This window comes from Variovorax durovernensis, from assembly GCF_977011995.1.
Genome location: NZ_CDRNCW010000001.1, coordinates 1,873,638 through 1,899,838, shown reverse-complemented (window position 1 = coordinate 1,899,838; position 26,201 = coordinate 1,873,638). Strand labels below are relative to the sequence as shown.

Sequence of the window (26,201 nt, the reverse complement as noted above, 5' to 3'; positions counted from 1 at the left end):
GTGCCGAGTATGAAAACAAAAGCGGCAAAAGGGAACGAAGAAAAAGGATGCTGGTTATATCGCATACGGCATAAGGAAACCTCGATGCGCGCCATACACGCCATATCGATATGCCTATTGGTTCGTTCCCAATTCCTTGCTGCAGTGCCACATTCGCGCCTTCATTTTTTCGATTCCGCACTGTCATGCATTCCACTTTCCGTCGCCGCAGCCTCTTCATCGCCACGCTGGCCGCAGCCGTTTTCAGCGGCAGCGCCGCGCTGGCCCAGGACAAGAACAACATCAAGGTCGGTGTTTCCGTCGGCAACGGCGAGCAGATCTTCGAGGTGGTCAAGAAGGTCGCCGCCAAGGACGGGCTGAACATCCAGGTCGTGGTGTTCAACGACTACCAGCTGCCCAACGCGGCGCTGGCCTCGGGCGACCTGGACGCCAACGCCTTCCAGCACCAGCCCTTCCTGGACAACCAGATCAAGGCGCGCGGCTTCGACCTGGTGCCGGTGGGCCTGACCATCACCGCGCCGCTGGGCTTCTACTCGCGCAAGATCAAGTCGGTCGACCAGCTGGCGGACGGGGCCTCGGTCGGCATCCAGAACGACCCGTCGAACGGCAACCGCGCACTGTTGCTGCTGCAGCAGGCCGGCCTCATCACCCTCAAGCCCGAGGCCGTGAAGAACAACAACGCCACCCCGCTGGACGTGGTGACCAACCCCAAGAAGCTGAAGCTGGTGGCGCTGGACGCCGCCCAGCTGCCGCGTTCGCTCGACGACCTGGCCATTGCCGCCATCAACAACGATTACGCGGAGAAGGCCGGCCTGTCGTTCAACAAGGACGCCGTGATCAAGGAATCGCCCAAGAGCCCTTACGCCAACCTGATCGCCGTGCGCCGCGCCGACAAGGACAAGCCCTGGGCCAAGCGCCTGGTGGCCGCCTACCAGTCGCCTGAGGTGAAGAGCTTCATCGAGACGCAGTTCAAGGGGTCGCTGATTCCGGCGTTCTGAGTTTGACTTTCTCCCTCCCCCGCTGGGGGAGGGCCGGGGTGGGGGCAAGCGGTGCATCCATCGGGCGCCCTGCCCGCCCCCATCCCGGCCTTCCCCCAGCGCGGGAAGGAGCAATACGGGGCCACTGCCGGGCGGTTTACCGGAGCATGAGAAAATGTCCGGTTTCCCCCGAACACAGTCAGGACACCCCATGGACGCAGAACAGATCAACCAAATCGGCGCAATGCTCGCGGACCTGAGCGCCCGCACGGTCGATTTACGGAGGTATCTTTGACTACGATGCAAAAGCTGAACGACTGAGGACAGTCAACGCATCGCTCGAAGACCCGAACGTCTGGAACGACCCGAAGAAGGCCCAGGAGCTGGGCAAAGAGAAGAAGTCGCTCGACGACGTGGTCGTCACGCTCGACCGTCTCACCAACGGGCTGTCGGACAACACCGAACTCTTCGAAATGTCGAAGGAAGAAGGCGACATGGACGGCCTGCAGTCCATCGCCGATGACGCCGCCGCGCTCGAAGCCGACATCAAGCAGCTCGAATTCCGCCGGATGTTCAACAACCCGGCCGACCCGCTCAACGCCTTCATCGACATCCAGGCCGGCGCCGGTGGCACCGAGGCCTGCGACTGGGCCAGCATGCTGCTGCGCCAGTACCTGAAGTACGCCGAGCGCAAGGGCTTCAAGACGCAGATCGAAGACGAAACGCCCGGCGACACCGCCGGCATCAAGGGCGCGACCATCAAGGTCGAGGGCGACTACGCCTTCGGCCTGCTGCGCACCGAGACCGGCGTGCACCGCCTGGTGCGCAAGTCGCCGTTCGACTCGTCGGGCGGTCGCCACACCAGCTTTGCCAGCATCTTCGTGTACCCGGAAATCGACGATTCCATCGAGATCGAGATCAACCCGGCCGACGTGCGCACCGACACCTTCCGCGCCAGCGGCGCCGGCGGCCAGCACATCAACAAGACCGACTCGGCCGTGCGCCTGACGCACATTCCGACCGGCATCGTGGTGCAGTGCCAGGACGGCCGCAGCCAGCACAGCAACCGCGACGTGGCGTGGAAGCGCCTGCGCTCGCGCCTGTACGACCACGAGATGCGCAAGCGCCAGGAAGAGCAGCAGAAGCTGGAAGACAGCAAGACCGACGTGGGCTGGGGCCACCAGATCCGCAGCTACGTGCTGGACAACAGCCGCATCAAGGACTTGCGCACCAACGTCGAAGTCTCGGCCACCCAGAAGGTGCTGGACGGCGACCTCGACGTGTTCATCGAAGCCTCTCTCAAGCAAGGCGTGTAACCCCGATGAGCCTGAAAAGCCTGACGGACGGTGGCAAGGTCGAAGCCTTCATCTTCGACATGGACGGCACCATGATCGACTCCATGCCCTGGCATGCGCGGTCGTGGGTCGAATTTGCGCAGAACCACGGCGTGAAGCTCGACGTGAGCGAGATCCTCGCGCGCACCACCGGCCGCACGGGCACGGAGAGCATGCGCGAGCTGTTCGAGCGCGAGCTGTCCGATGCCGAGTGCTTGGGCCTGGTGCACGAGAAGGAAGAGATCTACCGCGCCCTGTTCCACGACAACTTCACCGAGGTGGCGGGTTTCACCGCCTTCGCCAAGGCAGCGGTTGCGCGCGGGCTCAAGGTGGCGGTCGGTACGGCCGGCGACAAGCACAACATCGAGTTCGCGATGTCGCGGCTGAAGATGGACCCGCTGCCGCTGGCCATCGTGGGCGGCGACGAAGGCTTCAGCGGCAAGCCCACGCCCGCCATCTTTCTCGAAGCTGCGCGCCGCATCGGCGTGGCGCCGGAGCGCTGCATCGTGTTCGAAGACGCGCCCTTCGGCATCGAGGCCGCGCGCCGCGGCGGCATGCGTGCCGTGGCCGTGTGCAGCACCCATACCGCCGCCGAGCTGGCCGGCCCCCACGTGATCGCCGCCGTTCGCGACTACAACGAACTCGCCCATTCAAATTTTCTGGAGACCCTCGATGCTGCAGCGTGACGCCCAAGGGCAACCCATTGCCATTCGCCGCGAAGACTATGCCGCTCCGGCCTACTGGATCGACACCGTCGACCTGACCTTCGACCTCGACCCCGCCAAGACCCGCGTGCTCAACCGCATGCAGATGCGCCGCAACCCCGAGGTGCCGGTGCAGCCGCTGCGCCTGGACGGCGACGAGCTGAACCTGGCGCGCGTGCTGGTCAACGGCCAGGGCGCGTCGTTCCGCATGGAGGGCGAACAGCTCGTCATCGACGGCCTGCCCGATGCCTTCGAGCTCGAGATCTTCACCACCTGCTGCCCCATCAAGAACACCAAGCTGATGGGCCTGTTCGTGAGCGAAGACACCTTCTTCACGCAGTGCGAGGCCGAGGGCTTCCGCCGCATCACCTATTTCCTCGACCGTCCGGACGTGATGGCGAGCTACACCGTCACCCTGCGCGCCGCCAAGGCCGCCTACCCGGTGCTGCTGTCGAACGGCAACCTGGTCGAACAGGGCGAGTTGCCCGAAGGCCGCCACTTTGCCAAGTGGGTCGACCCGTTCAAGAAACCCAGCTACCTGTTCGCCCTGGTGGCGGGCAAACTGGTGGCACGCGAGCAGCGCATCAAGGCGCGCAGCGGCAAGGAACACCTGCTGCAGGTGTACGTGCGCGCCGGCGACCTCGACAAGACCGAGCACGCGATGAACTCGCTCATCAACTCGGTGCTGTGGGACGAAGCCCGCTTCGGCCTGCCGCTGGACCTGGACCGCTTCATGATCGTCGCCACCAGCGACTTCAACATGGGCGCCATGGAAAACAAGGGCCTGAACATCTTCAACACGAAGTACGTTCTGGCCAACCAGGCCACCGCCACCGACGCCGACTACAGCAACATCGAAAGCGTGGTCGGCCACGAGTACTTCCACAACTGGAGCGGCGACCGCGTGACCTGCCGCGACTGGTTCCAGCTCTCGCTGAAGGAAGGCCTCACCGTCTTCCGCGACCAGGAATTCAGCCAGGACCTGTGCGCCGACGCCTCGGCCCGAGCCGTGAAGCGCATCGAAGACGTTCGCGTGCTGCGCACCGCCCAGTTCCCCGAAGACGCCGGCCCCATGGCCCACCCGGTGCGGCCCGACAGCTACATCGAAATCAGCAACTTCTACACCGTCACCATTTATGAAAAGGGTGCCGAGGTAGTGCGCATGATGCAGACGCTGGTCGGCCGCAAGGGCTTCGAGAAGGGCATCACGCTCTACTTCGAGCGCCATGACGGCCAGGCCGTGACCTGCGACGACTTCGCGCAGGCCATTGCCGACGCCAACCCCGATTCGGAGCTGTCCCGCCTGCTGCCCCAGTTCAAGCGCTGGTACAGCCAGGCCGGCACGCCGCGCCTTGCGGCCCACGGCGTGTACGACCCGGCAAACCGCAGCTACACCCTGAGCGTGGTGCAGAGCTGCCCGCCCACCCCCGGCCAGCCGACCAAGGAACCCTTCGTCATTCCGCTGAACGTGGGCCTGCTCGACGCCAACGGCCGCGAACTGCCGCTGCAGCTCGAAGGCGAAAGCGAAGTAACCCGCGGCACGCGCACCCTGGTGCTGTCGCGCGCCGGCGAGCAGATCACTTTCGTGGGGCTGGACGCCGAGCCCGTGCCTTCCATATTGCGCGGCTTCAGCGCGCCGGTGATCCTCGACTTCGAGTACACCGACGCCCAGCTGCTCACCCTGCTGGCCAACGACCCCGACCCGTTCAACCGCTGGGAAGCCGGCCAGCGCCTGGGCCTGCGCGCCGCGCTGCAGGGCATTGCCGCCCTGGCCACCGACACCACGCCGGTGCTGAACGACGCCTACATCGACGCCATGCGCAGCGTGCTGCGCAATCCGCAGCTCGACGCCGCCTTCAAGGAACTGGTGCTCACGCTGCCGTCGGAAACCTACATTGCCGAGCAGCTCGAAGTGGTCGACCCCCAGCGCGTGCACCTGGTGCGCGAAGCCATGCGCGCCCAGCTGGCCACCGCCCTCTTCGCCGACTGGCAACAGGCCTACGAAGACAACCACGACACCGGCGCCTACAGCCCCGACCCGACCTCGTCGGGCCGCCGCGCGCTGGCCGGCATGGCGCTCAACTTCCTGTGCCTGGCGGCGCGCGCCTCTGGCGACGTGGTGTGGCCGGGCAAGACGCTGCAGCGCTTCAAGGACGCGGGCAACATGACCGACCGCTTCAACGCGCTCAACGCGCTGGTGTCGTCGGGTCACACCCTGGCGGCGCAGGCACTTGCGCGCTTCCACGCCATCTTCAAGGACGAGGCACTGGTCATCGACAAGTGGTTCTCCCTGCAGGCCGGCGCCAGCGACCGCGGCGGCGACATCCTGCCGCTGGTCAAGCAGCTGATGAAGCACCCCGACTTCTCGCTGAAGAACCCCAACCGCGCACGCAGCGTGATCTTCAGCTACTGCAGCGCCAACCCTGGCGCCTTCCACCGCCCCGATGCGGCCGGCTACGTGTTCTGGAGCGAACGCGTCATCGAGCTGGACGCCATCAACCCGCAGGTGGCCGCACGCCTGGCGCGCTCGCTCGACCGCTGGAGCAAGCTGGCCGAGCCGTACCGCAGCGCCGCGCGCGAAGCCATTGCCCGCGTGGCCGCAAAGCCCGACCTGAGCAAGGACACCCATGAAGTGGTGACGCGCGCTCTTGCAGGCAACTGAAGAAGAACCCCGAACCCGGAAGACACATGGCTCAAAAGATTTCCCTCACCCGCTACCTCGTCGAACAACAGCGCGCCGACGGCCTCATTCCCGGCCAGTTGCGCCTGCTGCTCGAAGTGGTCGCCCGTGCCTGCAAGAGCATCAGCCAGGCCGTCAACAAGGGCGCGCTGGGCGGCGTGCTCGGCACGGCCGAGAGCGAGAACGTGCAGGGCGAGATCCAGAAGAAGCTGGACATCATCGCCAACGAAGTGCTGATCGAGGCCAACGAATGGGGCGGCCACCTCGCGGCCATGGCCAGCGAGGAAATGGAATCCATCCACGTGGTGCCCAACCGCTACCCGCAGGGCGAATACCTGCTCATGTTCGACCCGCTGGACGGCAGCAGCAACATCGACGTGAACGTGAGCATCGGCACCATCTTCAGCGTGCTGAAGAAGCCCGACGACCACCCCGGCGTGCAGGAAAGCGACTTCCTGCAGCCCGGCACCCAACAGGTGGCCGCCGGCTACTGCATCTACGGCCCGCAAACCACCCTGGTGCTGACCGTGGGCAACGGCGTGGCCATGTTCACGCTCGACCGCGAGCAAGGCAGCTTCGTGCTGACGCAGGAAGACATCCAGATTCCGGCCGACACCAAGGAATTTGCCATCAACATGAGCAACATGCGCCACTGGGACGAGCCCGTGAAGCGCTACATCGACGAATGCCTGGCCGGCAAGGAAGGCCCGCGCGGCAAGGACTTCAACATGCGCTGGATTGCCAGCATGGTGGCCGACGTGCACCGCATCCTGATGCGCGGCGGCGTCTTCATGTACCCGTGGGACAAGCGCGAGCCCGAAAAGGCCGGCAAGCTGCGCCTGATGTACGAGGCCAACCCCATGAGCTGGCTGGTCGAGCAGGCCGGCGGCGCCGCGACCAACGGCAAGCAGCGCATTCTTGACCTGCAGCCCACGAAACTACACGAGCGCGTGAGCGTTATGTTGGGTTCCAGAAACGAAGTTGAGCGCCTGACGAAGTACCACGCAGAGAAAGCCTGATTTTTTGTCTATAATCTGAGGCTTCGCCGGTGTAGCTCAGTCGGTAGAGCAGCTCATTCGTAATGAGAAGGTCGGGTGTTCGATTCATCTCTCCGGCACCAAATAGAAAGCCCCTGATTCGTAAGGATCAGGGGTTTTTTGCCTTTTTGATCCGTCGTCCCCGTCAAGAGCCCCGTCCGCCGAAGCGGGACCCGCAGCCCTTTTTTTCAGCGCTCCGCTTCATAAGCATGAGTCGCGCAGCCAGGAAGATCTGCTGCCGCCATACCCGCTGCAGGCGAGGGGCATTTTTGAGCAACGGCATGCATGGCACTGGTGCGACGTGATTACCTCCCAGCATGCGGGACAACACTGTCGCACTTGCAGCAGCCCTGAACAAAAATCCTTATTCTTAGCGGAGGCAATCGAGCTGCCTCAGCCTTCGACACCCCTGCATCAGGGGATGTTCTTGTCCTCTTTCCAAAAAAAATAACTACGTAATCATGGTTGAGACGATGTGATGCCGTGGGATGCTCTTGGCTTTCGACCCATAGCGCGTCTTTGCGATCGCAAGCACCTCCATTTCCGAAGAAGCAAGCACCTTCAGGCAAGGCTTGACAGGTAAATCGACCCGAACCTCTACATGACGCAGTACAAATTCATAGACCTCTTCTCTGGTTGCGGCGGTCTATCCCTGGGGTTTTCCATGGCTGGCCTGGAAGGGCAATTCGCCGTGGAAAAGGATTCAATGGCATTCGATACCTTTTCTGAGAATTTCCTTGGCTGTTGAGTTCCATGGAATCCTGACCCGCGATTTCCATCGAATATTGACCCACCCTCTTTGCGAGCCAGCCGGCTCACGGTGTGGATAAGTTCTTGGCTTTCTCCTTTTTAGGTTGGACTGCTTGAACGGGTTGAGCCGAGCTGTGCTTGAAGCGGAAGCTGTCGTTTCCGGTCTCCAGAATATGGCAGTGATGCGTGAGCCGGTCCAGCAACGCCGTCGTCATCTTCGCGTCGCCGAAGACGCTGGCCCACTCGCTGAAGCTCAAGTTGGTTGTGATCACCACGCTCGTGCGTTCGTAGAGTTTGGACAGCAGATGGAACAACAGCGCGCCACCTGATGCGCTGAACGGCAGGTAGCCCAGTTCATCGAGCACCACCATGTCCGCGTACATCAGTCGGTGCGCGATGTGGCCGGGATTGCCACTGGCCTTCTCTTGCTCGAGTGCGTTGACCAGTTCTACCGTCGAGAAGAAGCGCACCCGGCGGTGTTGGTGCTCGATGGCCTGCACGCCCAGCGCCGTGGCGATGTGGGTCTTGCCGGTGCCCGGACCGCCCACGAGCACCACGTTCTGCGCATCGTCCATGAACTCGCATCGGTGTAGCTGACGCACCAGCGCCTCGTTGACCTCGCTGTTGGCGAAGTCGAAGCCAGCGAGATCGCGATAGGCTGGGAAGCGAGCGAGCTTCAACTGGTAGGCCACCGAGCGTACCTCCCGCTCGGCTGTCTCTGCCTTTAGCAACTGCGAGAGCATCGGTTGGGCCGCCTCGAAGGCCGGCGATCCCTGCTCGGCCAGCTCCGCGACGGCCTGGGCCATGCCGTGCATCTTGAGTTCGCGCAGCATGATCACGATGGCGCCGCTGGCAGGGTCATGTCGCATGGCGCACCTCCTGGCTACTCGACTTGGAGTTCAGCGGCCCGCGCAGGCCGCCAGCAGCGCTGGCACGCCCCCGGAGCGTGTCGTAGCGCAGCACATCGGCCTTCGGCTCGTTCATCAGGCGCAGTGCCTGCGGTGCCGTGACAGGCGCCGGCGCAATGGGCTTGGCATCGAGCAGTCGGTGCAGCACATTCAGCACATGAGTCTTGCTGGCCACGCCGGCTTCCAGCGCCAGTTCGACCGCGGTCAGCACTGCCTGCTCGTCGTGGTGCAGCACCAGCGCCAGGATCTCCACCATCTCGCGGTCTCCGCCTGGCTGCTTCAGCAGCGCGGCCTGCAGCCGCCGGAAGCCCTGCGGCAGCTCGCTGAAGGGCGCTCCGTTCCTGAGCGCTCCTGGCTTGCGTTGCAGCACTGCCAGGTAGTGCCTCCAGTCGTAGACGGTCTGACCTGCGGTGTCGTGGCGACGGTCAATGATGCGCGTGTGCTCGCACACGATCTGGCCCTCGGCCGCCACGACGAGGCGTTCGGCGTACACGCGCAGGCTCACTGGCCGGTTCGCGTAGGAGGCCGGAACGCTGTAACGGTTGCGCTCGAAGTGCACCAGGCAGGTGGGCGAGACGCGCTTGGTGTGTTCCACGAAACCATCGAAGGGTCTGGGGATCTGCAACAGTAGTGGCCGTTCCTGCGCCCAGACATCGGCTACGGTCCCTGGCAGCTTGCCGTGGACGATCTCGCCCCACAGCGCCTTGCAGCGGTCCTCCAGCCAGTCGTTGAGCAGCGCCAGCGTGGCGAACGCCGGCACAGGTTGCCACAACCGGTGGCGCGCATCACGCACGTTCTTCTCGACCTGGCCCTTCTCCCAGCCCGAGGCCGGGTTGCAGAACTCGGCCTCGAACAGGTAGTGACTGACCATGGCGCTGAAGCGCGCGTTGATGTCGCGCTCCTTGCCGCGGCGTACCTTGTCCACGGCGGTCTTCATGTTGTCGTAGATGCCGCGCCGAGGCACGCCCCCGAGTACCTCGAAGGCCCGGTTGTGCGCATCGAACAGCATCTCGTGGGTCTGCAACAGGTAGGCGCGCACGATGAACGCACGGCTGTGGCTGAGCTTGAAGTGCGCCACCTGCAGCTTGGTGCGTTCACCAGCGATGACGGCCCAGTCCTCGCTCCAGTCGAACTGGAATGCCTCGCCGGGACCGAAGGCCAGAGGCACGAAGGTGCCGCGCCCGGTCGTCTGCTGGACCTCGTGGAGATGCGCATGCCACGCTCGTGCAAAGGCCGCCACGCGGTTGTAGGAGCCCTGGTAGCCCAGCGCCACCAGATCGGCGTGCATCTGCTTGAGCGTGCGCCGCTGCTTGCGTGACTTAGACGCCTCGCTCTTGAGCCAGCCGCCGAGCTTCTCGGCGAACGCGTCGAGCTTGCTCGGGCTGATGCGCTTCGCGTAGCTGGGCGCCGCCTCGCCCTCGCGAAGGTACTTGCGGATGGTGTTGCGAGACAAGCCCGTGCGCCGGGCTATCTCTCGGATGGACAGTTGCTCTCGCAGTGCCCAACGCCTGATGACACTCAGTGTCGCCACGTCAATCACTCCTGTGCTCCTGCTGCTAAAAGCAGCAGGTTAGGGTTATCACGTGGGTCAGATTTAGATGGAAATCACCGGGCCAAGTGGGTCACTTCTGGATGGAAATCAACAGCGAGGGCCCTTGAGGATGTCTCGGACCTACTTGCAGCAAAGCCTGTGGTCAGCCTAGTCGTGTCCAGTGCCGGCGGTGCTACCGACGCTTGTAACGAAGGGTTGACTGTTTGGTGTTCTCAGCGATTCGGCAGCGGGCAAAAAACTACTTCCAGGCAAGGTGTTGGCCCACGAATCTTGGAGGTCTTCGATACCCGCCCCCCTAGCTCGCGTCCCGATCAGGCTGCTATCGCCAACCTCTCCGAGGACACAGGCAACCATGTGCGCTGGTTCGAAGGGCAGCCGCCGGGAACCCAGCCCGACCTTGGAATCATCGCTCAGTTGGACTCTGCCCAGCCCGAGTCCACGGAGGTCGGGATGCGATCTCCCCTCGGTTTCGGGGGGTTGATCCGGCACAGGGTTCGGCGCCAATTGCACGGGGCTTTCCTGAGCGAGTCACGACAAGGATTGCTCATGCCGCCCTCAGGTGATGTATTCGCCGACAAGGTTTCTGGCTGCATGGTCGCATTGGAGGGCGGTCAAGACGAAAAGATCGGGCTTCAATTCGCACCGAACGTGCATGCAATCTCAAGCATGCTCGAAGAAAAAAAGGCAGGTTTTGTCGCGGTGTCTTCATCCGCAATCGACCCTGCCTGCTTCCTTGGAGGTTGGATCAAGGGAACCTATCTATGGGACTACGACCTGCCGGCCTACTCGCATCGCGCCGGTGACACCAGCGGTTACTACCTACTTTCCCAAGTAAGAGACGCTGACCGTGAGGCTCTGGGTAGGGTCCTCGAGCCGTTGCCCGGATGCAAGGATCTTTCTGCCCCACAGGTCGAGCAGATTCTCCTTGAAGTCGCGAGGCGCGGCATTCCTACCGTACGCGGCCTCTCAGGTGACGACACCGGGGCGACCGGCGACCTAGGCTTGTTCCTAGCAGTGAGGCTGCTGCAAGACCAGTTCCGGGTATCTGGCAACGTCGACAGCTTGCTGCCGGTGCTTGCCGGCTCGCCAGACGACGCGTCTATCGCCCTCATCATTCCGGTCGATCCCTTCCGAGGCTATCTTGCCGACCTTGCCCGGTCGCTGGGCAAGGAACGAAAGGATGCATCGCTCTCACGCCCAGATCTCCTGGTCATTGGCATCCACGCCAGTGAAACCCAGGTCCGACTTCACCTCACGCCAATAGAAGTGAAGTGCAGACAAGGCAGTACGTTCAGCCCAAACGATGCAAGGGAAGCGCTTGCCCAGGCCAAGTCGCTATCTTCACTACTTAAAGGCATCAAGGAGCGCGCGACCAAATCCGTCGCCTGGCGACTCGCGTATCAGCACCTGTTGCTATCGATGATCGGATTCGGCTTGCGCGTCTACAGTCAACACGAACTCGTCGCCAAACAGGCCGGGCGATGGGCGGGCTATCACGAGCGCATCGCTTCGGCGATCCTCGACCCTGATGCCTCGATTACCGTCGACGCCAACGGCCGGCTTGTGGTTATGGATGGCTCATCGAATAGCGAGCCACGTGATCACGATGGCGACGGCTTCCCAGAGAGCGTCTTCATTTCGCCAAAGGATGCGGGTCGAATGGTCGCAGGCAATGCGCAAGATTTCTATGATGCTGTGCGCGCCAAGATTGGGAGATGGCAACTGCTTCCGCTGCCGGGCCAAGCGAAAGAGGTCGAGGATTCAGGCGAGAGTTCCGTGTCTTCCCCAGTCAACCTCGATGCTGGGACTGACAAGACTGCAGGCTTGCCTCCGCAAGAGCTGACCACAGCCAACGTGGCGGCCGCGGCATCGATCAGTTCCTCCTCACCGATCGAACTCTCAGACATCGTTTCGGCCCCCGCCATAGCAGAAGCCGCAAGCGGAATCATTCTCTCGGTTGGCCGAACGGTCGATGGCTTCGAACCCCGACCGCTGTCTCTAAACATCTCGGATACACAGCTCAACCAGCTCAACATCGGGGTGGTTGGCGACCTGGGAACAGGCAAGACCCAGTTGCTAAAGTCATTGATCTTCCAGATTGCCGTAGCACGCAAGCAAAACCGTGGCATCAAGCCCAGGCTACTGATATTCGATTACAAGAAGGACTACAGCAGCCCGGACTTCGTGCAGGCAACCGGTGCACGAGTAGTCAAGCCGACACGCTTGCCGCTTAACCTCTTCGACACCGCCTCTATGGGTGAGTCTGTTGCACCGTGGTTGGATAGGTTCCGCTTCTTTACCGATGTCCTCGACAAGGTTTACTCGGGTATCGGACCGGTACAGCGCGACAAGCTCAAGGGCGCGGTTCGCAATACTTACGAAACTTGCTCTGCCCAAGGGCGACAGCCAACAATCTACGACATTCATGGGGAATACCGCGAACTGCTAGGTGGGAAGTCGGATTCGCCGATGGCGATCATCGACGATCTGGTGGACATGGAAGTCTTCGAGAAAGACCCATCCAAGACCAAACCCTTCGACGAATTCTTCGATGGGATCGTCGTGATATCGCTCGATGCGATGGGGCAGGACGATCGAAGCAAGAATATGTTGGTCGCCATCATGCTGAATATGTTCTACGAGAACATGCTCAAGACGCCCAAGCGTCCCTTTGTAGGCATCGCCCCGCAGTTGCGCGTGATCGATTCCTACCTGCTTGTCGACGAAGCCGACAACATCATGCGATATGAGTTCGACGTTCTACGCAAGCTATTGCTCCAAGGTCGTGAGTTTGGAGCCGGAGTGATTTTGGCTTCGCAGTACCTGAGGCACTTCAAGGCCGGTGCCACCGACTACAGGGAACCGCTTCTAACGTGGTTTATCCACAAGGTGCCAAACGCGACGGCAGCAGAATTGGGTGCACTTGGCTTCACTTCAGATCTCGGGGAACTGTCCGATCGTGTCAAGACACTGCCAAACCACCATTGCCTATACAAGTCATTTGACGTCGCGGGCGAGGTCATTCGTGGCCTTCCGTTCTATGAGCTAGAAAAGCACACTCCCGAAAATGGGTAGCTTCGAGGAGCAGGCATGGTTGACTTTCTTTCCCCCAAGGAACGCTCGGAAAGGATGTCGCGAATAACGAGCAGAGATACCCAGCCCGAGCTTGCACTGCGTAGGGTCTTGCACGGGTTGGGTTTTCGCTACCGGCTACACGGATCGGGCTTGCCGGGCAAGCCCGATCTTGTGCTCCCGCGGTACAAGACCGTGGTCTTCGTTCATGGTTGCTTCTGGCACCGGCATGCCGATTGCAACATCGCCACCACGCCCAAGAGCAATACACCGTTCTGGGTCGAGAAGTTCCAGAGGAACGTGTCACGCGATGCCCGCGTGACAAAGGCACTGGAAGAAGCTGGCTGGAAAGTCCTTGTTGCATGGGAATGCGAAGTAGGTTCAGCCGCCAAAGCCAAGGCCACGGGCGAAAAGCTAGCAATGCTGATCCGCGACCAACATTGAAGTCGGCCGATGCCAAGAAACACTCATGCTTCTTTCGCTATTTCCTCAAACAACCGCGCAGCACTACTTGCCAGATCCGCTGCAATCCACATGATGTTGTCCCGATGCTTCGCCCCAATCGCGTCGAACCATTCGCTGCAATCCCCATAGCAGCAACTCAGCAGAGATTGCAATTGGGTCAACTTGTTCTCAAGAATGCCTGACGCGTCCTGAGGTTGCCCCTGAAAAGTGGAGTTCTTAACCCTTGTTGAAAATACCGACAAGGAGTTCAGAGATGAGTGACAAGCAGGTGCGTGCGCAGTACACGCGAGAGTTCAAGCAGGAGGCTGTTCGGCAGGTCCGCTCGGGTCAGGCGATTGCGGTGGTGGCCAAGGTACTGGGCATCCCCAAAGCGAGCCTGGGCAACTGGGTGCGGCTGTCAGCCAAGGGAGAATTGGACGGTGCGGGCGGTGGTGACAAGAGCATCCAAGTCTCGCCCGAGCAGATGGAGATAGCCCGGTTGCGTGCAGAGAATGCTCGCCTTCGCATGGAGCGCGACATCGCAAAAAAAGCCGCGGCGTACTTCGCGCAGGACACGCTGCGAGGTACGCCTGGATTCACCAAATGAGAAAGCTGTACCCGGTGAATGTGTCCTGCGGGGTGCTGGAGGTCAGCGCCAGCGGGTACTTCAACTGGCTGCGCCGGCGTGATTCTGGCCACGGTAGACCTGCCAGGCGTCACAGCGACGAAGCCCTGCTGGCGTACATGCGCGCCATCCACGCCGAGGTGAAGGGGGAATACGGTTGGCCACGCATGCACAAGGAACTGCTGGCCCGGGGCATCCGAGTGGGCAAAGACCGGGTGCGCAAACTCATGCAGCAGCACGGCATCAGGGCCAAGACCAAACGCAAGTTCGTGGTGACCACCGATAGCCGCCACAGCCTGCCGGTGGCGCCCGACTTGGTACAGCGGCGCTTCAACCCCGAGGCGCCCAACCAGCTCTGGAGTGGCGATATCACCTACATCCAAACCGACGAGGGCTGGCTTTACCTGGCTGCGGTCATCGACCTGTTCAACCGTCAGGTGGTGGGTTGGAGCCTGCAGCCGCACATGCAGGCCAGCCTGGTCAAGGACGCGCTGGCCATGGCGTGGTGGCGCCGCAGGCCGCCTCCTGGGGTGATATTCCACAGCGACCGGGGCAGCCAGTATTGCAGCCATGAGTTCCAAGATGCCTTGAAGGGCTGGGGCATGCGTTCATCGATGAGCCGCAAAGGCAACTGCTGGGATAACGCACCGACCGAGAGCTTCTGGGGCCGGCTGAAAACAGCCAGCGTGCATGGGCACAAATTCGCTACCCGTGAGCAGGCCAGGCAGGCGGTGATGGACTGGATGGCCTTCTACAATCACCGCAGGCTGCATTCATCGCTGGACTACCTCAGCCCGATGCAGTACGAGCAGCGCTGGTACGAGGCACAGCGTAAAAAGGCCGCGTGAATCGTGGGTTAAGAGCTACACGAAACAGGGGCAAGGTCATCCTGCTGGTGAGTTGCGTCGTCGGATACGGGCGAGTTTTTCCCGGCGATAATTCGATCAGCCACTTGATGTGCTCCTTACCAAAGATCTGCACGTTGATTGGTCAGACGGCCATGGTGTTAGCGCACCTTGGCCGTCGCCTTTTGTGCCTCACATCGACATCGCTGCGGTGTGCATCGATGTCCCGCCGTGAGGCGCGGCGGACCTTCAAATGTATGGGAGAAGCGCGCTGGCGGACGGCTCCATGCAGTGAACAAATTGGGGATCGCGTCGACTTGAGCGCATCACCGTGATCGCTGCTGCGTTCGACGATGCGGAAGCTCAGGTCTTGATCTGCCTGCTCTTCGCACGACCGAGCGCACGTCGCAGCGCCTTGTAGTCGGGATCAACCGTAATAGTCCGACGAAGGCCGTCCTTGCCTGACGCGCTGGCTGCGGGAAGCATCTGACCCGAATCGCAGACCCGCTTGTAGGTGTGCGCTAAATGGAGATGGTGCACACCATGAAGAGTGAGCAAGACGCAGGGAAGGCGAGCCGGCGACATCACGACCGAGCGTTCAAACATGAGCTCGTACAACAAAGCTTGGAGCCGGGCGCGTCCGTGTCGGCGATCGCGCTGCACGGCGGCGTCAACGCCAACATGCTGTTCAAGTGGCGCAGGGAGCATCTTCGGGCTGCTGGCGGCGCGTCGGCGGCTGTACTGTTGCCGGTGACTGTCGCGCCGGCGGCCGAGGTCATGACGGTTCCCGCGTCAGGCGAGCATGCTGTGGCGCCACCGAGGTCGGCTCTGCGCAGCGGCGTTATTGAGTTGGAGTTCGCCGGCGCCCAGTTGCGCTTGCGCGGGCCGGTCGACGAAGACAGCCTGCGCCGTGTCCTGCGCGCGCTGCGCCAGAGCGAATGATCGGCCCGCGCGCTGGCACTCGGGTGTGGCTGGCCGCCGGTGTGACGGACATGCGCTGCGGCATGGACACGCTGGCGGCGAAGGTACAGACCGCGCTGAGCGAGGACCCGTACGGCGGTCATGTCTTCGTCTTCCGCGGTCGCCGAGGCGATCTCGTCAAGCTGCTGTGGAGTGACGGCGATGGCATGTGCCTGCTGGCCAAGCGGTTGGAGCGTGGCCGCTTCATCTGGCCGCAGGCAGAAACGGGCTCGATCTCGCTGAGCGCTGCACAGCTGTCGATGCTGCTCGAAGGCATCGACTGGCGACGGCCCGAGCGTACCTGGCAGCCGCGCGCGGCAGCATAGGCGGCCTTCTGCAGTTGACAGGGCAACTCCCGCTGTGGAAATGGGTGACGACAGGCACAGTCGCACCCCATGACCTCCGAGGAACTGCTGGTTGCCAACGCCGCTCTTAGCGGCGAGGTACAGCGCTCGCAAGAGGCATTGAAGATTGCACTGCTGACCGTCGAGAAGCTCAAGGTGGAGGTGGCTTACCTGCGGCGCATGAAGTACGGGCGCTCCAGCGAACAGCTCGAGCACGCGCAGCTTGAGCTCGTGGGCGGTCAACTCGCGCAGCCGGCGGTGCCCGCTGAAGGCGCCGATCATCCCTCCAACGTCACGTCCATCGAGCAGGCTCGCAAGAAGCGGCAGAAGCGACAGCGCACCGGTGTACGGGACTTGCCGGATCACCTGCCACGGCGCACTGTGGTGCACACTCCGCAAAGCGGTTGCAACTGCGAAGCCTGTGGCCGCGGCCTTCGCGAGATCGGACAGGACGTCTCGGAGATACTCGACTACGAGCCGGGCACCTTCCACGTCGTGCGCCACGTTCGCCCCAAGCTCGCTTGCGCGGCCTGCAGCACGATCATGCAGGCACCGGCGCCGAGTCGGCCGATCGACCGCTGCATGGCCGGCACCGGCCTGCTCACGCATGTGCTGGTGAGCAAGTACTGCGACCACACGCCCCTGTACCGGCTGTGCCAGATCTACAGCCGTGAAGGCGTCGAACTGCAGCGCTCGACCCTGGCGGACTGGGTAGCGCAGGCGGCACGCCTGCTGAGCCCGCTGGCCGAAGCGATCGGCCGCTACGTGGTGGCGGCCGATAAGGTCCACGGCGACGACACGCCGATCCGCGTGCTCGGCGGTGCGGGCGCCAAGGCCCGCACCGGGCGCCTGTGGGTGTACGTGAGGGATGACCGCCCCAGCGGCGACACAGCGCCGCCGGCGGTGTGGTTCCAATACTCGGTGAACCGCAAGGGCGAACACCCCGTTCGTCACCTGAGGCACTTCAAGGGAATCCTGCAAGCGGATGCCTTCGCTGGCTACCACCCGCTGTACGAAGACGGCCGTGTGGTCGAGGCGGCTTGCTGGAGCCATGCACGCCGCAAGGTGTGGGACATCCACGAGCGTCAGCACAAGCTGGCCGGAACGCTGGCGCACCAGGCGTTACAGCGCATCGGCAAGGTGTTCGGCGTCGAGGCCGACATCCGCGGCAAGACGCCGGATGAGCGAATGCGGGTTCGCCAGGAGCACACTGGTCCCATGCTGGATGAATTGAGGGAGTGGTTCAACACAACGCTAGCGCAGGTCTCGGCAAAGTCGCCGATGGCGCTGGCGATCGGGTACTCGCTGAGCAACTGGACGGCGCTGACGCGCTTCGTTGACGACGGCCGCATCGAGGCGCACAACAACGCTGCCGAGCGCGCGCTGCGCGGCGTCGCTATCGGACGCAAGAACTATCTGCACCTCGGCTCCGACGCCGGCGGCAGCAGCGCTGCAGTGATCTACACGCTGATCGGCTGCGCCAAGCTCAACGGAATTGACCCACAGGCCTACCTGCGACACGTGCTCGAGCGCATTGCTGACCACCCGAGCAACCGCATCGACGAGCTACTGCCGTGGGCCGTCGCCGGTGAGCTCGTCAAGGCTACGCCCACGACATCAGCGACGGCAGACAAGCTCGCGGCCTGAGCGTTGCCGCTGGCAAAATTGCCGACATGCGTGTCGAGCAGATCAAAGACCTTCCCATGGCCACCAGCGCCGAGCTGTACCAGCTCAGCTGGGTCATCGAGCAACTCATGGCCGACCCCCGACGCATCGTGCAAGCGCGCTCGCAGCTGCACATGGGCCAACTGGTGCAGTACTGGGACTGGGGCACTGGCAAACTGCGCAGGGCCCGCATCGTGGCCATGAAAGACCGCCAAGCCACGCTGGTCGACGAGCAGAGCAAAGAGCGCCTGAACGTGCTGTATGCGGCCATCGTGCCGGCGGAGGAACAGCCGAATGCTTCGGATGCCAGATCAGCGTCAGCGGCGCCTGCGGCGCCGCTGAGGCCGCCGCCGGAGATCAACAGGAAGGAGGACTTCCGTGTCGGCCAGCGCGTCAGCTTCGTCGACCAAAGCCTCAAACGTCAGGTCGGAGAGATCAAGCGCCTCAACCAGCGCACAGCCACCGTTCACTGCGACGGCCGGGCCTGGCGCGTGGGCTTCGGCCTGCTCCAGCACGTGGCCGACATCACGCCATAAAGCACCCGGCCGTCAACGACGGCCTTGAGCGGACTATTACGATCAACCGCCCTTAGTGCCTCAGGCATCTTCTCTGCAATGGCAATCAGCGTCTTCGCGGCGCCCGTCGGCTCGCGACGCCCCTGCTCCCATTGCTGCAAGGTACGCACCGAGACGCCCAGCAGTTGCGCAAACCCGGCTTGCGACAAGCCCGCGTTCTCACGCGCGGCAACGACCGGCGTGTAGACCTTGCGCGTCTTGCCCGCGCCCATCCCGCGTGCAGACTGAACAAGCAAGGCCTCGAAGTCCTGGCTCGCTTCGAAGGCGGCCAGTTTGGCATCACCTATTGGCTTTTTCTGCGGCATCGCGCAACTCCTTCAAGGTTTCGCCAGAGATCGAATCGAGGTTCACCGCCGGACTTCTGGACGAGATCGCCAGCGTCAGGGTTCTCAGAGATGTAGGCTGCGAATTCACCGCGCTCGTCCTCTGTCCAATAATTCGGCCATAGCTTCTAGAAAAGTTGGTGTTCTAACGACGGTTAGCATGCGCCAAGTCGTACGCCACTGACGTACAGTCTACGCTTGCACGATCGTGAGGCCTGTCACGAATCCGGCATCAGAAATTCGCCATGCAAAACACGCCTTTCGCTTCAATCCTGTGTTCGTTAGCCTTCGCACTCTGTGCTTCGCTCGCGACCGCCAAGCCCCTCCCCTATGAGCCAGCCGTCGTCACGCTCCAAGGCACGCTGCTCTCCGCTGACGGCATGAAGCCCGAGGGGGAGAAGCTCAAGTTCCCGGCGATACGGCTCACCGAGCCCATCTCCATGCCGGAAGACGAGCCGCGCGATTGGCCTGCCGAGAAAAACGTGGTGCTACTGCACATGGCGCTCGACGAAAAGAACATGGCTGCGTTCAAGCGCCTCAAGGGCAAGACGGTCGAGGTCACCGGCCGACTCTTCCATTCGGACAATGGCAACCATCAGACGAGCGTGCTGATCTTTCCGGTGTCGATCTCGCCCATCAAGTAGCCCGAAAAGGCCCGCCGATTCGACGAAGTAGAGGTCGAGCCTTCGGCACCTTATCGCGGCATCCGCTTCGCCAGTTCGGCGCAGGTCAGGTCCAGGCCGTCGGCGTGCGTTGCCAACGGCACGCCAAGCGACTTTTCCAAGCTCCTGAGCCAATGGAAGAAGCCGACGGTATGCACTTCGTCGGCCTCGGTCATCTCGAAAATCCCGTTGCTCGCATGCGATCGCTGAACGAGCTCGATGAGCGAGACGAACGACGCCAGATCCTCCGCGATGTCGGCAGTGTCCAGCGCGCGTATATCGCGGATCAGGCTCAGCTCTTCCTGCATCGGCATCACGGTCGGCCGCGTTGCCCAATGTGCCAACAGCTTTCCGGGGGTCATCGCGGTCATGGGCCTACAGGCTCTCGAAGAAGTAGGCCAGCACTGTGTCGTCGGCGAATCCCTTGTCGAACATTTCGTCCGAAAGAGACCGCGCGGCATCATCGAAGGAAATCTGGTCGAACTTCCGGTCTTGCAGCATCTTCACGAATGGTGCGCACAGTTCGGCAAGCGCCGCGTGGTCGACGGCAAGCTGCCTCACACCGTCGCTCATGACGTACGGCAAGACCACGAAAACGCGCAGGTCGAAGCGGACATGGAAGCGGGCCTGCATTTCCTTGCTGAACTCGCAATCGATCAGGTGCGAGTACCGATCGTTGGCGGGGCCGTGGCCTGTAGCGTGCGCCTTGGCTGCATTGAAGGCGTGGAGTACTTCGTCGAGTTCGTGAGCGGGCGCATCGGGCAGCGGCTCGAAGTCTCTTGCGGCGGCGAAGGCTTGGAGTTTCTGGACGGTCGGCGTCATGGCAAGTGCAGGGGCCGCTCAAACGATCTCGGCGAACAGGCTCTCGAGCACGTTCGCCGGCACTCCGTCGAGCTGCGTGGTGCAGCCCGGTGCAGGTAGAAAGAAATACGCGTGCGCCACTTCCTGCAAACCCTTCGCCGCAAGCACGGCACGGCCCTTGTCTATCGAAGCCCTCGCCGCTTCGGGCAACCTCGCCGGATCGATCGGGTGATTGACATTGGCTCGATCAACCATGCCCCACTTCCTGTCGAAGCAGTAGACGGCAAACAGCAGCGCCTTCGACGAGATGTAGAAGCGAACTTCGAATTCGAAGTGCTTCTTCAACACCGCGTCCCAGCCCGACAGCTTGCACGTCAGCGACTGTGCGTGGTTGTAATTCATGTCGTCGTCCAGAACGAACGCAACGCCCAAACCGTTCGACAGCGCAGATCCCAGGCCGGCGACCAAACGAGCGTGGTCATGCACAGAGCCGCCGGGCCGTGCTATCGCATCCAGGATGAACGGTGGAAGCATCGACAGCTGCGTGTTCTTCAAGGGGCTCTTCTCCGGCCTCAGTCGCAGAACGCCGCAAGCCCCATGCCCTGTTCTGCGGCACGATCAAGAACCCCCCGGATCGCGTTGAACGCGGCGATCTGCCCGCGATGAGCGCCAAGTGCCCCGGTGTTCGCGTCGAACACACGCTGCATCGTCACGACCTGCTCGGGGCACAGCAGGGAGTCATCGAAGTAGCTGAGCTTTGCGCCCGCCTGCCCGCATTGATCGAACACAACGGCCAAGGAGCGATGTGCATCGAAGTCGATGGAGCCCGCATGCACCAACCCGCGCGGGTCCTTGGGCATGGTGCTGCATGAAGATGGGACGAGGTAGATGTCGAGCATGGGTGCATCGGGGCCACGCTCGGCGTCGCTACCTCGATTATTCGTTTTTCAAGCCGCTGCCGGCTGCATATCTGGTAGAGAAGTCCTGGTATATCTCGGCGATTTCCGGGTTGCCGTTGTCCTTGCAGATCAACAACAACTTCGCCAAGGCATCCGGCAGATCCAGAGTTACCAGCAACTCAGCCAATCGCCTGTACAGAAACTCGTCGTCGCTCGAAAGGTACTTGTGAAGCCGGCGATCCAGCGAGCTCTTTATTGTTTTCCTGCTCTGGAGAAAGTGAGAGGAATACTGCAGAAGCACGGCCCTTGCGATGATGAGATTGTCGATATTTCCGTCCACTGCGATGTCCATGACTACGGGAGCAATCTCGGCTAACTCCAGATCGCTCAACCCGGGGGCATCGTCCTTCAGGAACCTGAGCGCGGCGGCCTGCTCCGAAATGGTGTTCAGGGCCAGCAGTATGGTTTTCTTGAAGTCAACGTGCTTTTTGAAATTGAATCGACTGACAAGAAGAGAGTTTTCCGCCTCCTTCACGAGGCGCCACTCGTCAGGAAAAGCATCCGGATCATTCATTTTTTTCCTGCATGCTGCCAAGGCAGAGATTCGAACAAAGCCTGGAATTCTGTAAACGGCATATCGCGGGTCGGGAACACCGTCGCATGCCCCGGTCCGCGGGGAGAGTTCGGAATTACATCGGAGCCGTCCCGCACTATATCGATTCCGCTCGGCATCTTTGTTCCTTCCGGGATCTCGTGGTAGTGCCCGCTCAACGGCGATTTTGTCGGGTCAACGGTGGTCGATGCCCCCTCCGGGAATTGCTTTCCGGCCTGCGACTTGACCATGCCGTCGGCATCTACCGCAATGTCTTTTCCCGGTCTCGGCGCTCTGGGCTTGCTGGCGTTGCCGAAGGCGCAGTATGAAAGCCCCAGCGGATCAATCCACCGGCTTGGGTTGGGCGCGTATTGATGAAGGTTCGAGCCCCCCATCAATCCGATCGGGTCGGGTCCGATAAACCGCCCGATGTCCGGGTCGTAGAACCGGAAGGTGTTGTAGTGCAGCCCCGTGTCCCTATCCAGGTACTGGCCCTGGAAGCGCAGGTTCTGCGTGATGGCGTCAGTGACTTCCTCGGCCGTGCTGACTAGCTGGCCGTTCAGCGACGCGACTTCCCAGCGCTCGGCGACGGTGGCCCCCCAGGTGCGATAGCTCGCGCGCCAGCACAGGTTGCCGTCGCTGTTGCTCAACTCCTCCGGCAAGCCGACGGGGTTGTTGTGGAAGTGGAAGACTTGGGCGACCGAGGCGCCGTGAAGGGGCTCGGCCTTCGCATCGAGCCGCGCCACCGGCACGTGGCTGCCCGCGTCGTACACATAGCTCACCACCTGCGAGCCCCTGCGCTCCTCGATCAGCCGCATCCCCTCCCAGACGAACCGCGTGCTGCCGAATGCATCGTGCTTGGCCACGCGCCGCCCCATCGCGTCGTAGTCGAAGCGCGTGAGCTGCGTGGTGGCTTCGGGCGTACCCGGGCGCCGGGTGGTGTGCACGGCCACGAGGCGGCTTTCCTCGTCCCACTCGAAGCGCTGTTCGGTATGCCGGCCCGCCCTCTTGCGCACCAGCCGGCCATGACCGTCGTAGCTGTAGCGCTTGTCCTCGAACACGCGCACGAGGTTGTCGCGCACGTAGCCGGGCGCTGTCGATGATGCGTCGAGCAGATTGCCCGCGGGGTCGTAGGCGAAGCGTTCGCTGTTGGCGGCAGCCGCGCTGTGCGCGGTCTGCTCGATGCGCCCGGTAGCGTCGTATCTGTGCGCTGTGGTGCCCTGCAGCGAATGCCGGCTCTGCCGCAGCTCGCCCACGGGGTCGTAGCTGTATTCCTTCATCAGCCCATCGAGCACGCGAGCGCCGGGGGTGCCGGCGCTGTCGATGGCCTGGCGCCAGCTCGGGTCTTGGGTGGTGAAGGCCGCGTCCAGCCCGCCGGCCCGGCACCACGACGCGGCGCGTCGGCCCAGCGGGTCGAGCGCGAAGCGGGTGTGCAGCGCGCCCTGGCTGCGCGCCACTTCGCGGTGCAGGTCGTCGCGCTCTATATCGCTGATGAGTTGATGCACCTCGGGTGCGTCGCCGTGCTGTTGCGACAGGTTGACCTGGTGCAGGTGGCCCGAGCCGTAGTACAGGTAGTTCAGCGCGCGCTGCACGCCTGGCTGCGACGCGGTGGCGGGCAGCACAGTCTGCGTGCGGTTGCCGAGTTCATCGTGTGTGTGGCGCAGGGTATGCGTTTCGCCGGTGAGCTCGTCGATGGCGGTCTCTTCGATCAGCCGGCCGAGCTTGTCGTAGGCGAACACGGTGCGGTGCAGCGCGCGCGCTTCGCCGCCGGTGCCGGGTTGCGGCGCCTCCAGCTTGACCGCCTCGGTCAGCCGGTCCAGCTGGTCGTAGCTGTAGCGGTAGTGGTGGCTCCCGGTGCGCTTTCCGACGAGGCGGCCCACGGCGTCGCGCAGCAGTTCGGTGCGCAGGGGCCGGCTCGCGGCGGGCCGTGGCCCGGTGCCGTCGTGCAGCGCGAGGTCTTCGTCGCCGATGCCGGGCACATGGGTGATGCACACCGGCCAGCCGTCGGCGTCGTATTCGACCTGCACGCGCGTGCCGCCCACGCGGCGCTCTTCCACCACGCGGTCGGCGGCGTCGCGCAGGAACTCGAAGTGCAGGCCGTTCTCGTTGACCAGCGACTGCAGGCGCTGGGCGCTGTCGTAGTGCCATGCGATGCGACGCCCCTCGGCGTCCTGCCGCGTCAGCGGCTGGCCGCGCAGGCCGAGTGCGAATTGCGTGCTGCGGCTCAGCGCATCGGTGGCGGCCACGATGCGGCCGGCCGCGTCCCGGCGGAACGACTGGTGGCTCTGGTCGGGCAGCGACATCGACAGCAGCCGACCCATGGCGTCGTGGGTCAAACGGGTGCGCTGGCCTGCGGCATCGGTCACGGTCTGCAGGTGGCCCCAGCCGTCGTACGCATAGCGCGTGGTCTTGCCGGAGCAGTCGGTCAGGCAGAGCAGTTGCGCGCACTCGTTCCAGGCCATGCGGTTGGTGCCGCCCTTGGCGTCGGTGACGACGATGGGCAGGCCCCGCCTGTCGTAGGCGTACTCGGTGGTGTGGCCCAGCGGGTCGGTCTCGCGCACCAGGTTGCCCTGGTCGCTGTAGGCATAGGTCCAGGTGCTGCCGTCCGCCAGGGTCTCGCGCCAGGGCTCGCCGAATTCGGTCCAGCCGGTGCTCCGGGTGCGGCCCAGCGCATCGGTGCGGCTGCTCATGAAGCCCATGGGGTCGTAGGTGCAGCGCGTGGTGGCGCCGCCGGGCTCGGTGATGGCGACGAGCTGGCGCAGATCGTTGTACTCCGCATGCCACTGGCGGCCCGCCGCGTCGATGTAGTCGGTGATCTGGTGGTCGGCATTCCAGTGCCAGGCGAACTCGCGGCCGAGCTGGTCGACGACCAGTGTCTCGCCCAACGCCAGTACATCGTCCGCGGGTAGCGGCATGCGGCGCACGGTGTAGCTTTCGCCGTCGTTGGTCCAGTGGCGGGCCACGTGCGCGTCGCCGGCCGAGCCGCGCCATTCGTAGTGGCACTCCAGCCCTGCCGCGTCGGCGTGGAAGCTCATGAGGCCCTGGGCGTCGTAGCCGAAGCGGCGCACCACCGCGCCGTTGCGGTCGGTGACGTCGAGCAGGCGGCCTTCGGCGTCGTGCCTGTATGCCACCAGCACGCCCGGCAGCTCGCCGGACGCACCCGCGGCCAGGCGCACCGCGCCCAGCCGGGGGCTCTCGCCCGCGTAGTCGAGCGCCAGCAGGCGTCCGGTGCTGTCGGTCAGCTCTGTCAGCCGGCCCAGCGCGTCGTGACGCAGGTCGATGAAGTTGCCGTTGCGGTCTTCCAGCCGCGCGAGCTTCAGCGTCTGCGCGTGCAGCCCGCCTTCGGCCGGCGGCTCGAACATGAAGAACAGCCCGCCCGGCACGTGAATGAAGTAGTGGCCGCCTTCTGTGCGGCACAGGTCCAGGCCGTCGCGCAGGCTGTACTGGCGGGTGCCGGGCTCGATGTCAGGCAGCACCATCGGACGGCCCTGCTCGTCGATGAGCGTCACGGTGGACTGACCGGCGTCGTCGTTGCCCAGCCGCAGCTCCATCGCATAGGGCAGGCTCCAGCCCTGCCCCAGCGCGCCGTTGCGGCGAAGGTCGTGGCTGCTGTAGAAGCGCTGCCATGCAATGGGCAGCGGGCCAGGCAGGCTGAAGTCGAGCTCGCTCTCTCCGCCCAGGAACTTGCCGCCCGTGGCCGCATGCACCGGGTTGCCGAAGGAGCTGACCATGCCGTGGATGCCCATGCCCAGCCCCACCGCGCCTTCGATCAGGCAAGGCAGCGCGTTCTTGCCCTGCCGCGCGAGCTTGGGCAGGCAGCGCAGGCCGCGGTAGATCATGACCAGGTTGAACACGGTCACCAGCACCTTCGAGATGAGCGGCACCTCGTCGGCCACATCGCGCACGCGTGCGGTCGGCCCGCCGATGAAGACGGTGGGCGAGCCTTCGCTCACCTTGGCGCCGCACTCGGTGTGGTCATCCTTGCGGGAGGCGACACCCATGTTGACGAACACGGTCTCCGCGCCTTCGGCAAGAAGGATCTGCGGCGAGTCTTTCTTGCAGCTCACGGTGTCCATCGGCATCTCGGGCGAGGCTCGCGCGGCGCCTATGGCCTTGCTGTCCATGAACACGTCCGACGAGCCGCTGGTGATCATGCCGGTCACGGTAAGGGTCTCGGGCACCAGCGCATCGGCGATCGACTCCCCCAGGCTCGCGCCGAAGTAGCCGCCGGCCATGCGTGCGCCCACCACCACCGCGCCAGCCACCAGCGGCCCCGCGAGCCCCCCGGTGCCGACCACAGCGGCAGCGGCAACGCCCGCCGCGAAGCCCACGGCAATGCCGCCGATCAGCCCACCCGCGAACTTGGCCCAGAAGCGCGCGTGCGCGTTGGTGTGGGCAATGGGGTCGTGCAGCCGGGCGGCGGGTTTACCGGCCATGGGTCGTCGTGGCCAT

Annotated in this window: 24 protein-coding genes and 1 tRNA gene; 15 read left to right on the top strand and 10 right to left on the bottom strand. The window is 63.3% G+C overall.

Annotation, left to right across the window (positions count from 1 at the left end; translation table 11 throughout):
* Positions 1–185 precede the first annotated feature (185 nt).
* From ACWV14_RS08980 to ACWV14_RS08950, 7 genes are all read left to right on the top strand, one after another.
* A complete protein-coding gene (locus ACWV14_RS08980; RefSeq protein ID WP_422085612.1) occupies positions 186–998 on the top strand; it encodes a MetQ/NlpA family ABC transporter substrate-binding protein in 813 nt (270 codons plus the stop codon).
* A gap of 190 nt (positions 999–1,188) precedes the next feature.
* Positions 1,189–2,293 (top strand): peptide chain release factor 2 gene (gene prfB, locus ACWV14_RS08975; protein ID WP_106937221.1). Its coding sequence is split into 2 segments (ribosomal slippage): positions 1,189–1,269 and positions 1,271–2,293, totalling 1,104 coding nucleotides; the frame shifts between segments, so codons are not numbered across the junction.
* Positions 2,294–2,298: 5 nt separating this feature from the next.
* On the top strand, positions 2,299–2,997 hold the full coding sequence (locus tag ACWV14_RS08970) for an HAD family hydrolase (protein WP_454907280.1): 699 nt from the start codon (positions 2,299–2,301) through the stop codon (positions 2,995–2,997).
* Positions 2,984–5,677, top strand: coding sequence for an aminopeptidase N (gene pepN, locus ACWV14_RS08965; protein ID WP_454907281.1), 2,694 nt, complete (start codon positions 2,984–2,986; stop codon positions 5,675–5,677). Before ACWV14_RS08970 ends, pepN begins: the two co-directional genes overlap by 14 nt.
* 26 nt (positions 5,678–5,703) lie before the next feature.
* Positions 5,704–6,714, top strand: a complete 1,011-nt coding sequence (locus tag ACWV14_RS08960) for a class 1 fructose-bisphosphatase (RefSeq protein WP_454907282.1) — start codon at positions 5,704–5,706, stop codon at positions 6,712–6,714.
* A 25-nt stretch (positions 6,715–6,739) separates the two neighbouring features.
* Positions 6,740–6,815, top strand: a tRNA-Thr gene (locus tag ACWV14_RS08955).
* Positions 6,816–7,333: 518 nt separating this feature from the next.
* Positions 7,334–7,480 carry a DNA cytosine methyltransferase gene (locus ACWV14_RS08950; protein WP_454907283.1) on the top strand — a complete coding sequence of 49 codons (147 nt, stop codon included), beginning with the start codon at positions 7,334–7,336 and terminating at the stop codon, positions 7,478–7,480.
* Positions 7,481–7,547: 67 nt separating this feature from the next.
* On the opposite strand, the gene istB is transcribed toward ACWV14_RS08950, so the two are convergent.
* Together istB and istA are read right to left on the bottom strand one after the other, a co-directional pair.
* Positions 7,548–8,351: an IS21-like element helper ATPase IstB gene (gene istB, locus ACWV14_RS08945; protein WP_454901618.1), complete on the bottom strand. Its 804-nt coding sequence runs from the start codon at positions 8,349–8,351 to the stop codon at positions 7,548–7,550.
* The gene (gene istA, locus ACWV14_RS08940; RefSeq protein WP_454901620.1) at positions 8,341–9,930 is read right to left on the bottom strand and encodes an IS21 family transposase; all 1,590 of its coding nucleotides are present in this window, start codon (positions 9,928–9,930) and stop codon (positions 8,341–8,343) included. The genes istB and istA overlap by 11 nt, the downstream gene beginning before the upstream one ends.
* Before the next feature lie 558 nt (positions 9,931–10,488).
* On the opposite strand from istA, the gene ACWV14_RS08935 reads away from it, so the two are divergent.
* Complete coding sequence (locus ACWV14_RS08935) at positions 10,489–13,017, top strand: hypothetical protein (RefSeq protein WP_454907284.1); 2,529 nt, start codon at positions 10,489–10,491, stop codon at positions 13,015–13,017.
* Positions 13,018–13,032: 15 nt separating this feature from the next.
* Positions 13,033–13,458, top strand: a complete 426-nt coding sequence (locus tag ACWV14_RS08930; protein ID WP_454907285.1) for a very short patch repair endonuclease — start codon at positions 13,033–13,035, stop codon at positions 13,456–13,458.
* Between the two features lie 23 nt (positions 13,459–13,481).
* Here the strand turns inward: ACWV14_RS08930 and ACWV14_RS08925 are convergent, their stop codons facing one another.
* The gene (locus ACWV14_RS08925) at positions 13,482–13,631 is read right to left on the bottom strand and encodes a hypothetical protein (RefSeq protein ID WP_454907286.1); all 150 of its coding nucleotides are present in this window, start codon (positions 13,629–13,631) and stop codon (positions 13,482–13,484) included.
* Between the two features lie 101 nt (positions 13,632–13,732).
* Between ACWV14_RS08925 and ACWV14_RS08920 the strand changes: the two genes are divergently transcribed.
* From ACWV14_RS08920 to ACWV14_RS08900, 5 genes are all read left to right on the top strand, one after another.
* A protein-coding gene (locus ACWV14_RS08920) for an IS3 family transposase (RefSeq protein ID WP_454902123.1) occupies positions 13,733–14,931 on the top strand; the annotation gives its coding sequence in 2 pieces (ribosomal slippage) (positions 13,733–14,000 and positions 14,000–14,931; 1,200 coding nt in all).
* Positions 14,932–15,471: 540 nt separating this feature from the next.
* Positions 15,472–15,870 carry an IS66-like element accessory protein TnpA gene (gene tnpA / locus ACWV14_RS08915; protein WP_454902877.1) on the top strand — a complete coding sequence of 133 codons (399 nt, stop codon included), beginning with the start codon at positions 15,472–15,474 and terminating at the stop codon, positions 15,868–15,870.
* Positions 15,867–16,214 carry an IS66 family insertion sequence element accessory protein TnpB gene (gene tnpB, locus ACWV14_RS08910; RefSeq protein WP_116914203.1) on the top strand — a complete coding sequence of 116 codons (348 nt, stop codon included), beginning with the start codon at positions 15,867–15,869 and terminating at the stop codon, positions 16,212–16,214. Before tnpA ends, tnpB begins: the two co-directional genes overlap by 4 nt.
* Positions 16,215–16,298: 84 nt before the next feature.
* Positions 16,299–17,879, top strand: a complete 1,581-nt coding sequence (gene tnpC, locus ACWV14_RS08905) for an IS66 family transposase (protein ID WP_454906007.1) — start codon at positions 16,299–16,301, stop codon at positions 17,877–17,879.
* A 56-nt stretch (positions 17,880–17,935) separates the two neighbouring features.
* Positions 17,936–18,433, top strand: a complete 498-nt coding sequence (locus ACWV14_RS08900) for a hypothetical protein (protein WP_435497498.1) — start codon at positions 17,936–17,938, stop codon at positions 18,431–18,433.
* Here ACWV14_RS08900 and ACWV14_RS08895 read toward each other — a convergent pair.
* The gene (locus tag ACWV14_RS08895; RefSeq protein WP_454907287.1) at positions 18,364–18,777 is read right to left on the bottom strand and encodes a helix-turn-helix domain-containing protein; all 414 of its coding nucleotides are present in this window, start codon (positions 18,775–18,777) and stop codon (positions 18,364–18,366) included. The two genes, ACWV14_RS08900 and ACWV14_RS08895, sit on opposite strands and share 70 nt — an antisense overlap.
* 263 nt (positions 18,778–19,040) lie before the next feature.
* Here ACWV14_RS08895 and ACWV14_RS08890 point away from each other — a divergent pair, with 263 nt between their 5' ends.
* On the top strand, positions 19,041–19,439 hold the full coding sequence (locus tag ACWV14_RS08890) for a DUF4431 domain-containing protein (RefSeq protein WP_454907288.1): 399 nt from the start codon (positions 19,041–19,043) through the stop codon (positions 19,437–19,439).
* Between the two features lie 50 nt (positions 19,440–19,489).
* On the opposite strand, the gene ACWV14_RS08885 is transcribed toward ACWV14_RS08890, so the two are convergent.
* Genes ACWV14_RS08885 through ACWV14_RS08860 form a run of 6 tightly spaced genes read right to left on the bottom strand, consistent with a single transcriptional unit; the run spans position 19,490 to position 26,185 of the window.
* Positions 19,490–19,828, bottom strand: coding sequence for a hypothetical protein (locus ACWV14_RS08885; RefSeq protein WP_454907289.1), 339 nt, complete (start codon positions 19,826–19,828; stop codon positions 19,490–19,492).
* Positions 19,829–19,832: 4 nt separating this feature from the next.
* Positions 19,833–20,279: a hypothetical protein gene (locus ACWV14_RS08880; protein WP_454907290.1), complete on the bottom strand. Its 447-nt coding sequence runs from the start codon at positions 20,277–20,279 to the stop codon at positions 19,833–19,835.
* 18 nt (positions 20,280–20,297) lie between these two features.
* Positions 20,298–20,813 carry a hypothetical protein gene (locus ACWV14_RS08875; protein ID WP_454907291.1) on the bottom strand — a complete coding sequence of 172 codons (516 nt, stop codon included), beginning with the start codon at positions 20,811–20,813 and terminating at the stop codon, positions 20,298–20,300.
* A 17-nt stretch (positions 20,814–20,830) separates the two neighbouring features.
* Complete coding sequence (locus ACWV14_RS08870) at positions 20,831–21,157, bottom strand: hypothetical protein (protein WP_454907292.1); 327 nt, start codon at positions 21,155–21,157, stop codon at positions 20,831–20,833.
* A gap of 37 nt (positions 21,158–21,194) precedes the next feature.
* Positions 21,195–21,731 carry a hypothetical protein gene (locus tag ACWV14_RS08865; RefSeq protein WP_301508671.1) on the bottom strand — a complete coding sequence of 179 codons (537 nt, stop codon included), beginning with the start codon at positions 21,729–21,731 and terminating at the stop codon, positions 21,195–21,197.
* On the bottom strand, positions 21,728–26,185 hold the full coding sequence (locus ACWV14_RS08860; protein WP_454907293.1) for an RHS repeat-associated core domain-containing protein: 4,458 nt from the start codon (positions 26,183–26,185) through the stop codon (positions 21,728–21,730). Before ACWV14_RS08860 ends, ACWV14_RS08865 begins: the two co-directional genes overlap by 4 nt.
* Between the last annotated feature and the right edge of the window lie 16 nt (positions 26,186–26,201).

Coding starts and splice junctions, on each gene's coding strand:
- ACWV14_RS08980 (WP_422085612.1), top strand. CDS start 186: ATGCATTCCACTTTCCGTCGCCGCAGCCTCTTCATCGCCACGCTGGCC.
- ACWV14_RS08970 (WP_454907280.1), top strand. CDS start 2,299: ATGAGCCTGAAAAGCCTGACGGACGGTGGCAAGGTCGAAGCCTTCATC.
- pepN (WP_454907281.1), top strand. CDS start 2,984: ATGCTGCAGCGTGACGCCCAAGGGCAACCCATTGCCATTCGCCGCGAA.
- ACWV14_RS08960 (WP_454907282.1), top strand. CDS start 5,704: ATGGCTCAAAAGATTTCCCTCACCCGCTACCTCGTCGAACAACAGCGC.
- ACWV14_RS08950 (WP_454907283.1), top strand. CDS start 7,334: ATGACGCAGTACAAATTCATAGACCTCTTCTCTGGTTGCGGCGGTCTA.
- istB (WP_454901618.1), bottom strand. CDS start 8,351: ATGCGACATGACCCTGCCAGCGGCGCCATCGTGATCATGCTGCGCGAA.
- ACWV14_RS08935 (WP_454907284.1), top strand. CDS start 10,489: ATGCCGCCCTCAGGTGATGTATTCGCCGACAAGGTTTCTGGCTGCATG.
- ACWV14_RS08930 (WP_454907285.1), top strand. CDS start 13,033: ATGGTTGACTTTCTTTCCCCCAAGGAACGCTCGGAAAGGATGTCGCGA.
- tnpA (WP_454902877.1), top strand. CDS start 15,472: ATGAAGAGTGAGCAAGACGCAGGGAAGGCGAGCCGGCGACATCACGAC.
- tnpB (WP_116914203.1), top strand. CDS start 15,867: ATGATCGGCCCGCGCGCTGGCACTCGGGTGTGGCTGGCCGCCGGTGTG.
- ACWV14_RS08900 (WP_435497498.1), top strand. CDS start 17,936: ATGGCCACCAGCGCCGAGCTGTACCAGCTCAGCTGGGTCATCGAGCAA.
- ACWV14_RS08895 (WP_454907287.1), bottom strand. CDS start 18,777: ATGCCGCAGAAAAAGCCAATAGGTGATGCCAAACTGGCCGCCTTCGAA.
- ACWV14_RS08890 (WP_454907288.1), top strand. CDS start 19,041: ATGCAAAACACGCCTTTCGCTTCAATCCTGTGTTCGTTAGCCTTCGCA.
- ACWV14_RS08885 (WP_454907289.1), bottom strand. CDS start 19,828: ATGACCGCGATGACCCCCGGAAAGCTGTTGGCACATTGGGCAACGCGG.
- ACWV14_RS08880 (WP_454907290.1), bottom strand. CDS start 20,279: ATGACGCCGACCGTCCAGAAACTCCAAGCCTTCGCCGCCGCAAGAGAC.
- ACWV14_RS08870 (WP_454907292.1), bottom strand. CDS start 21,157: ATGCTCGACATCTACCTCGTCCCATCTTCATGCAGCACCATGCCCAAG.
- ACWV14_RS08865 (WP_301508671.1), bottom strand. CDS start 21,731: ATGAATGATCCGGATGCTTTTCCTGACGAGTGGCGCCTCGTGAAGGAG.
- ACWV14_RS08860 (WP_454907293.1), bottom strand. CDS start 26,185: ATGGCCGGTAAACCCGCCGCCCGGCTGCACGACCCCATTGCCCACACC.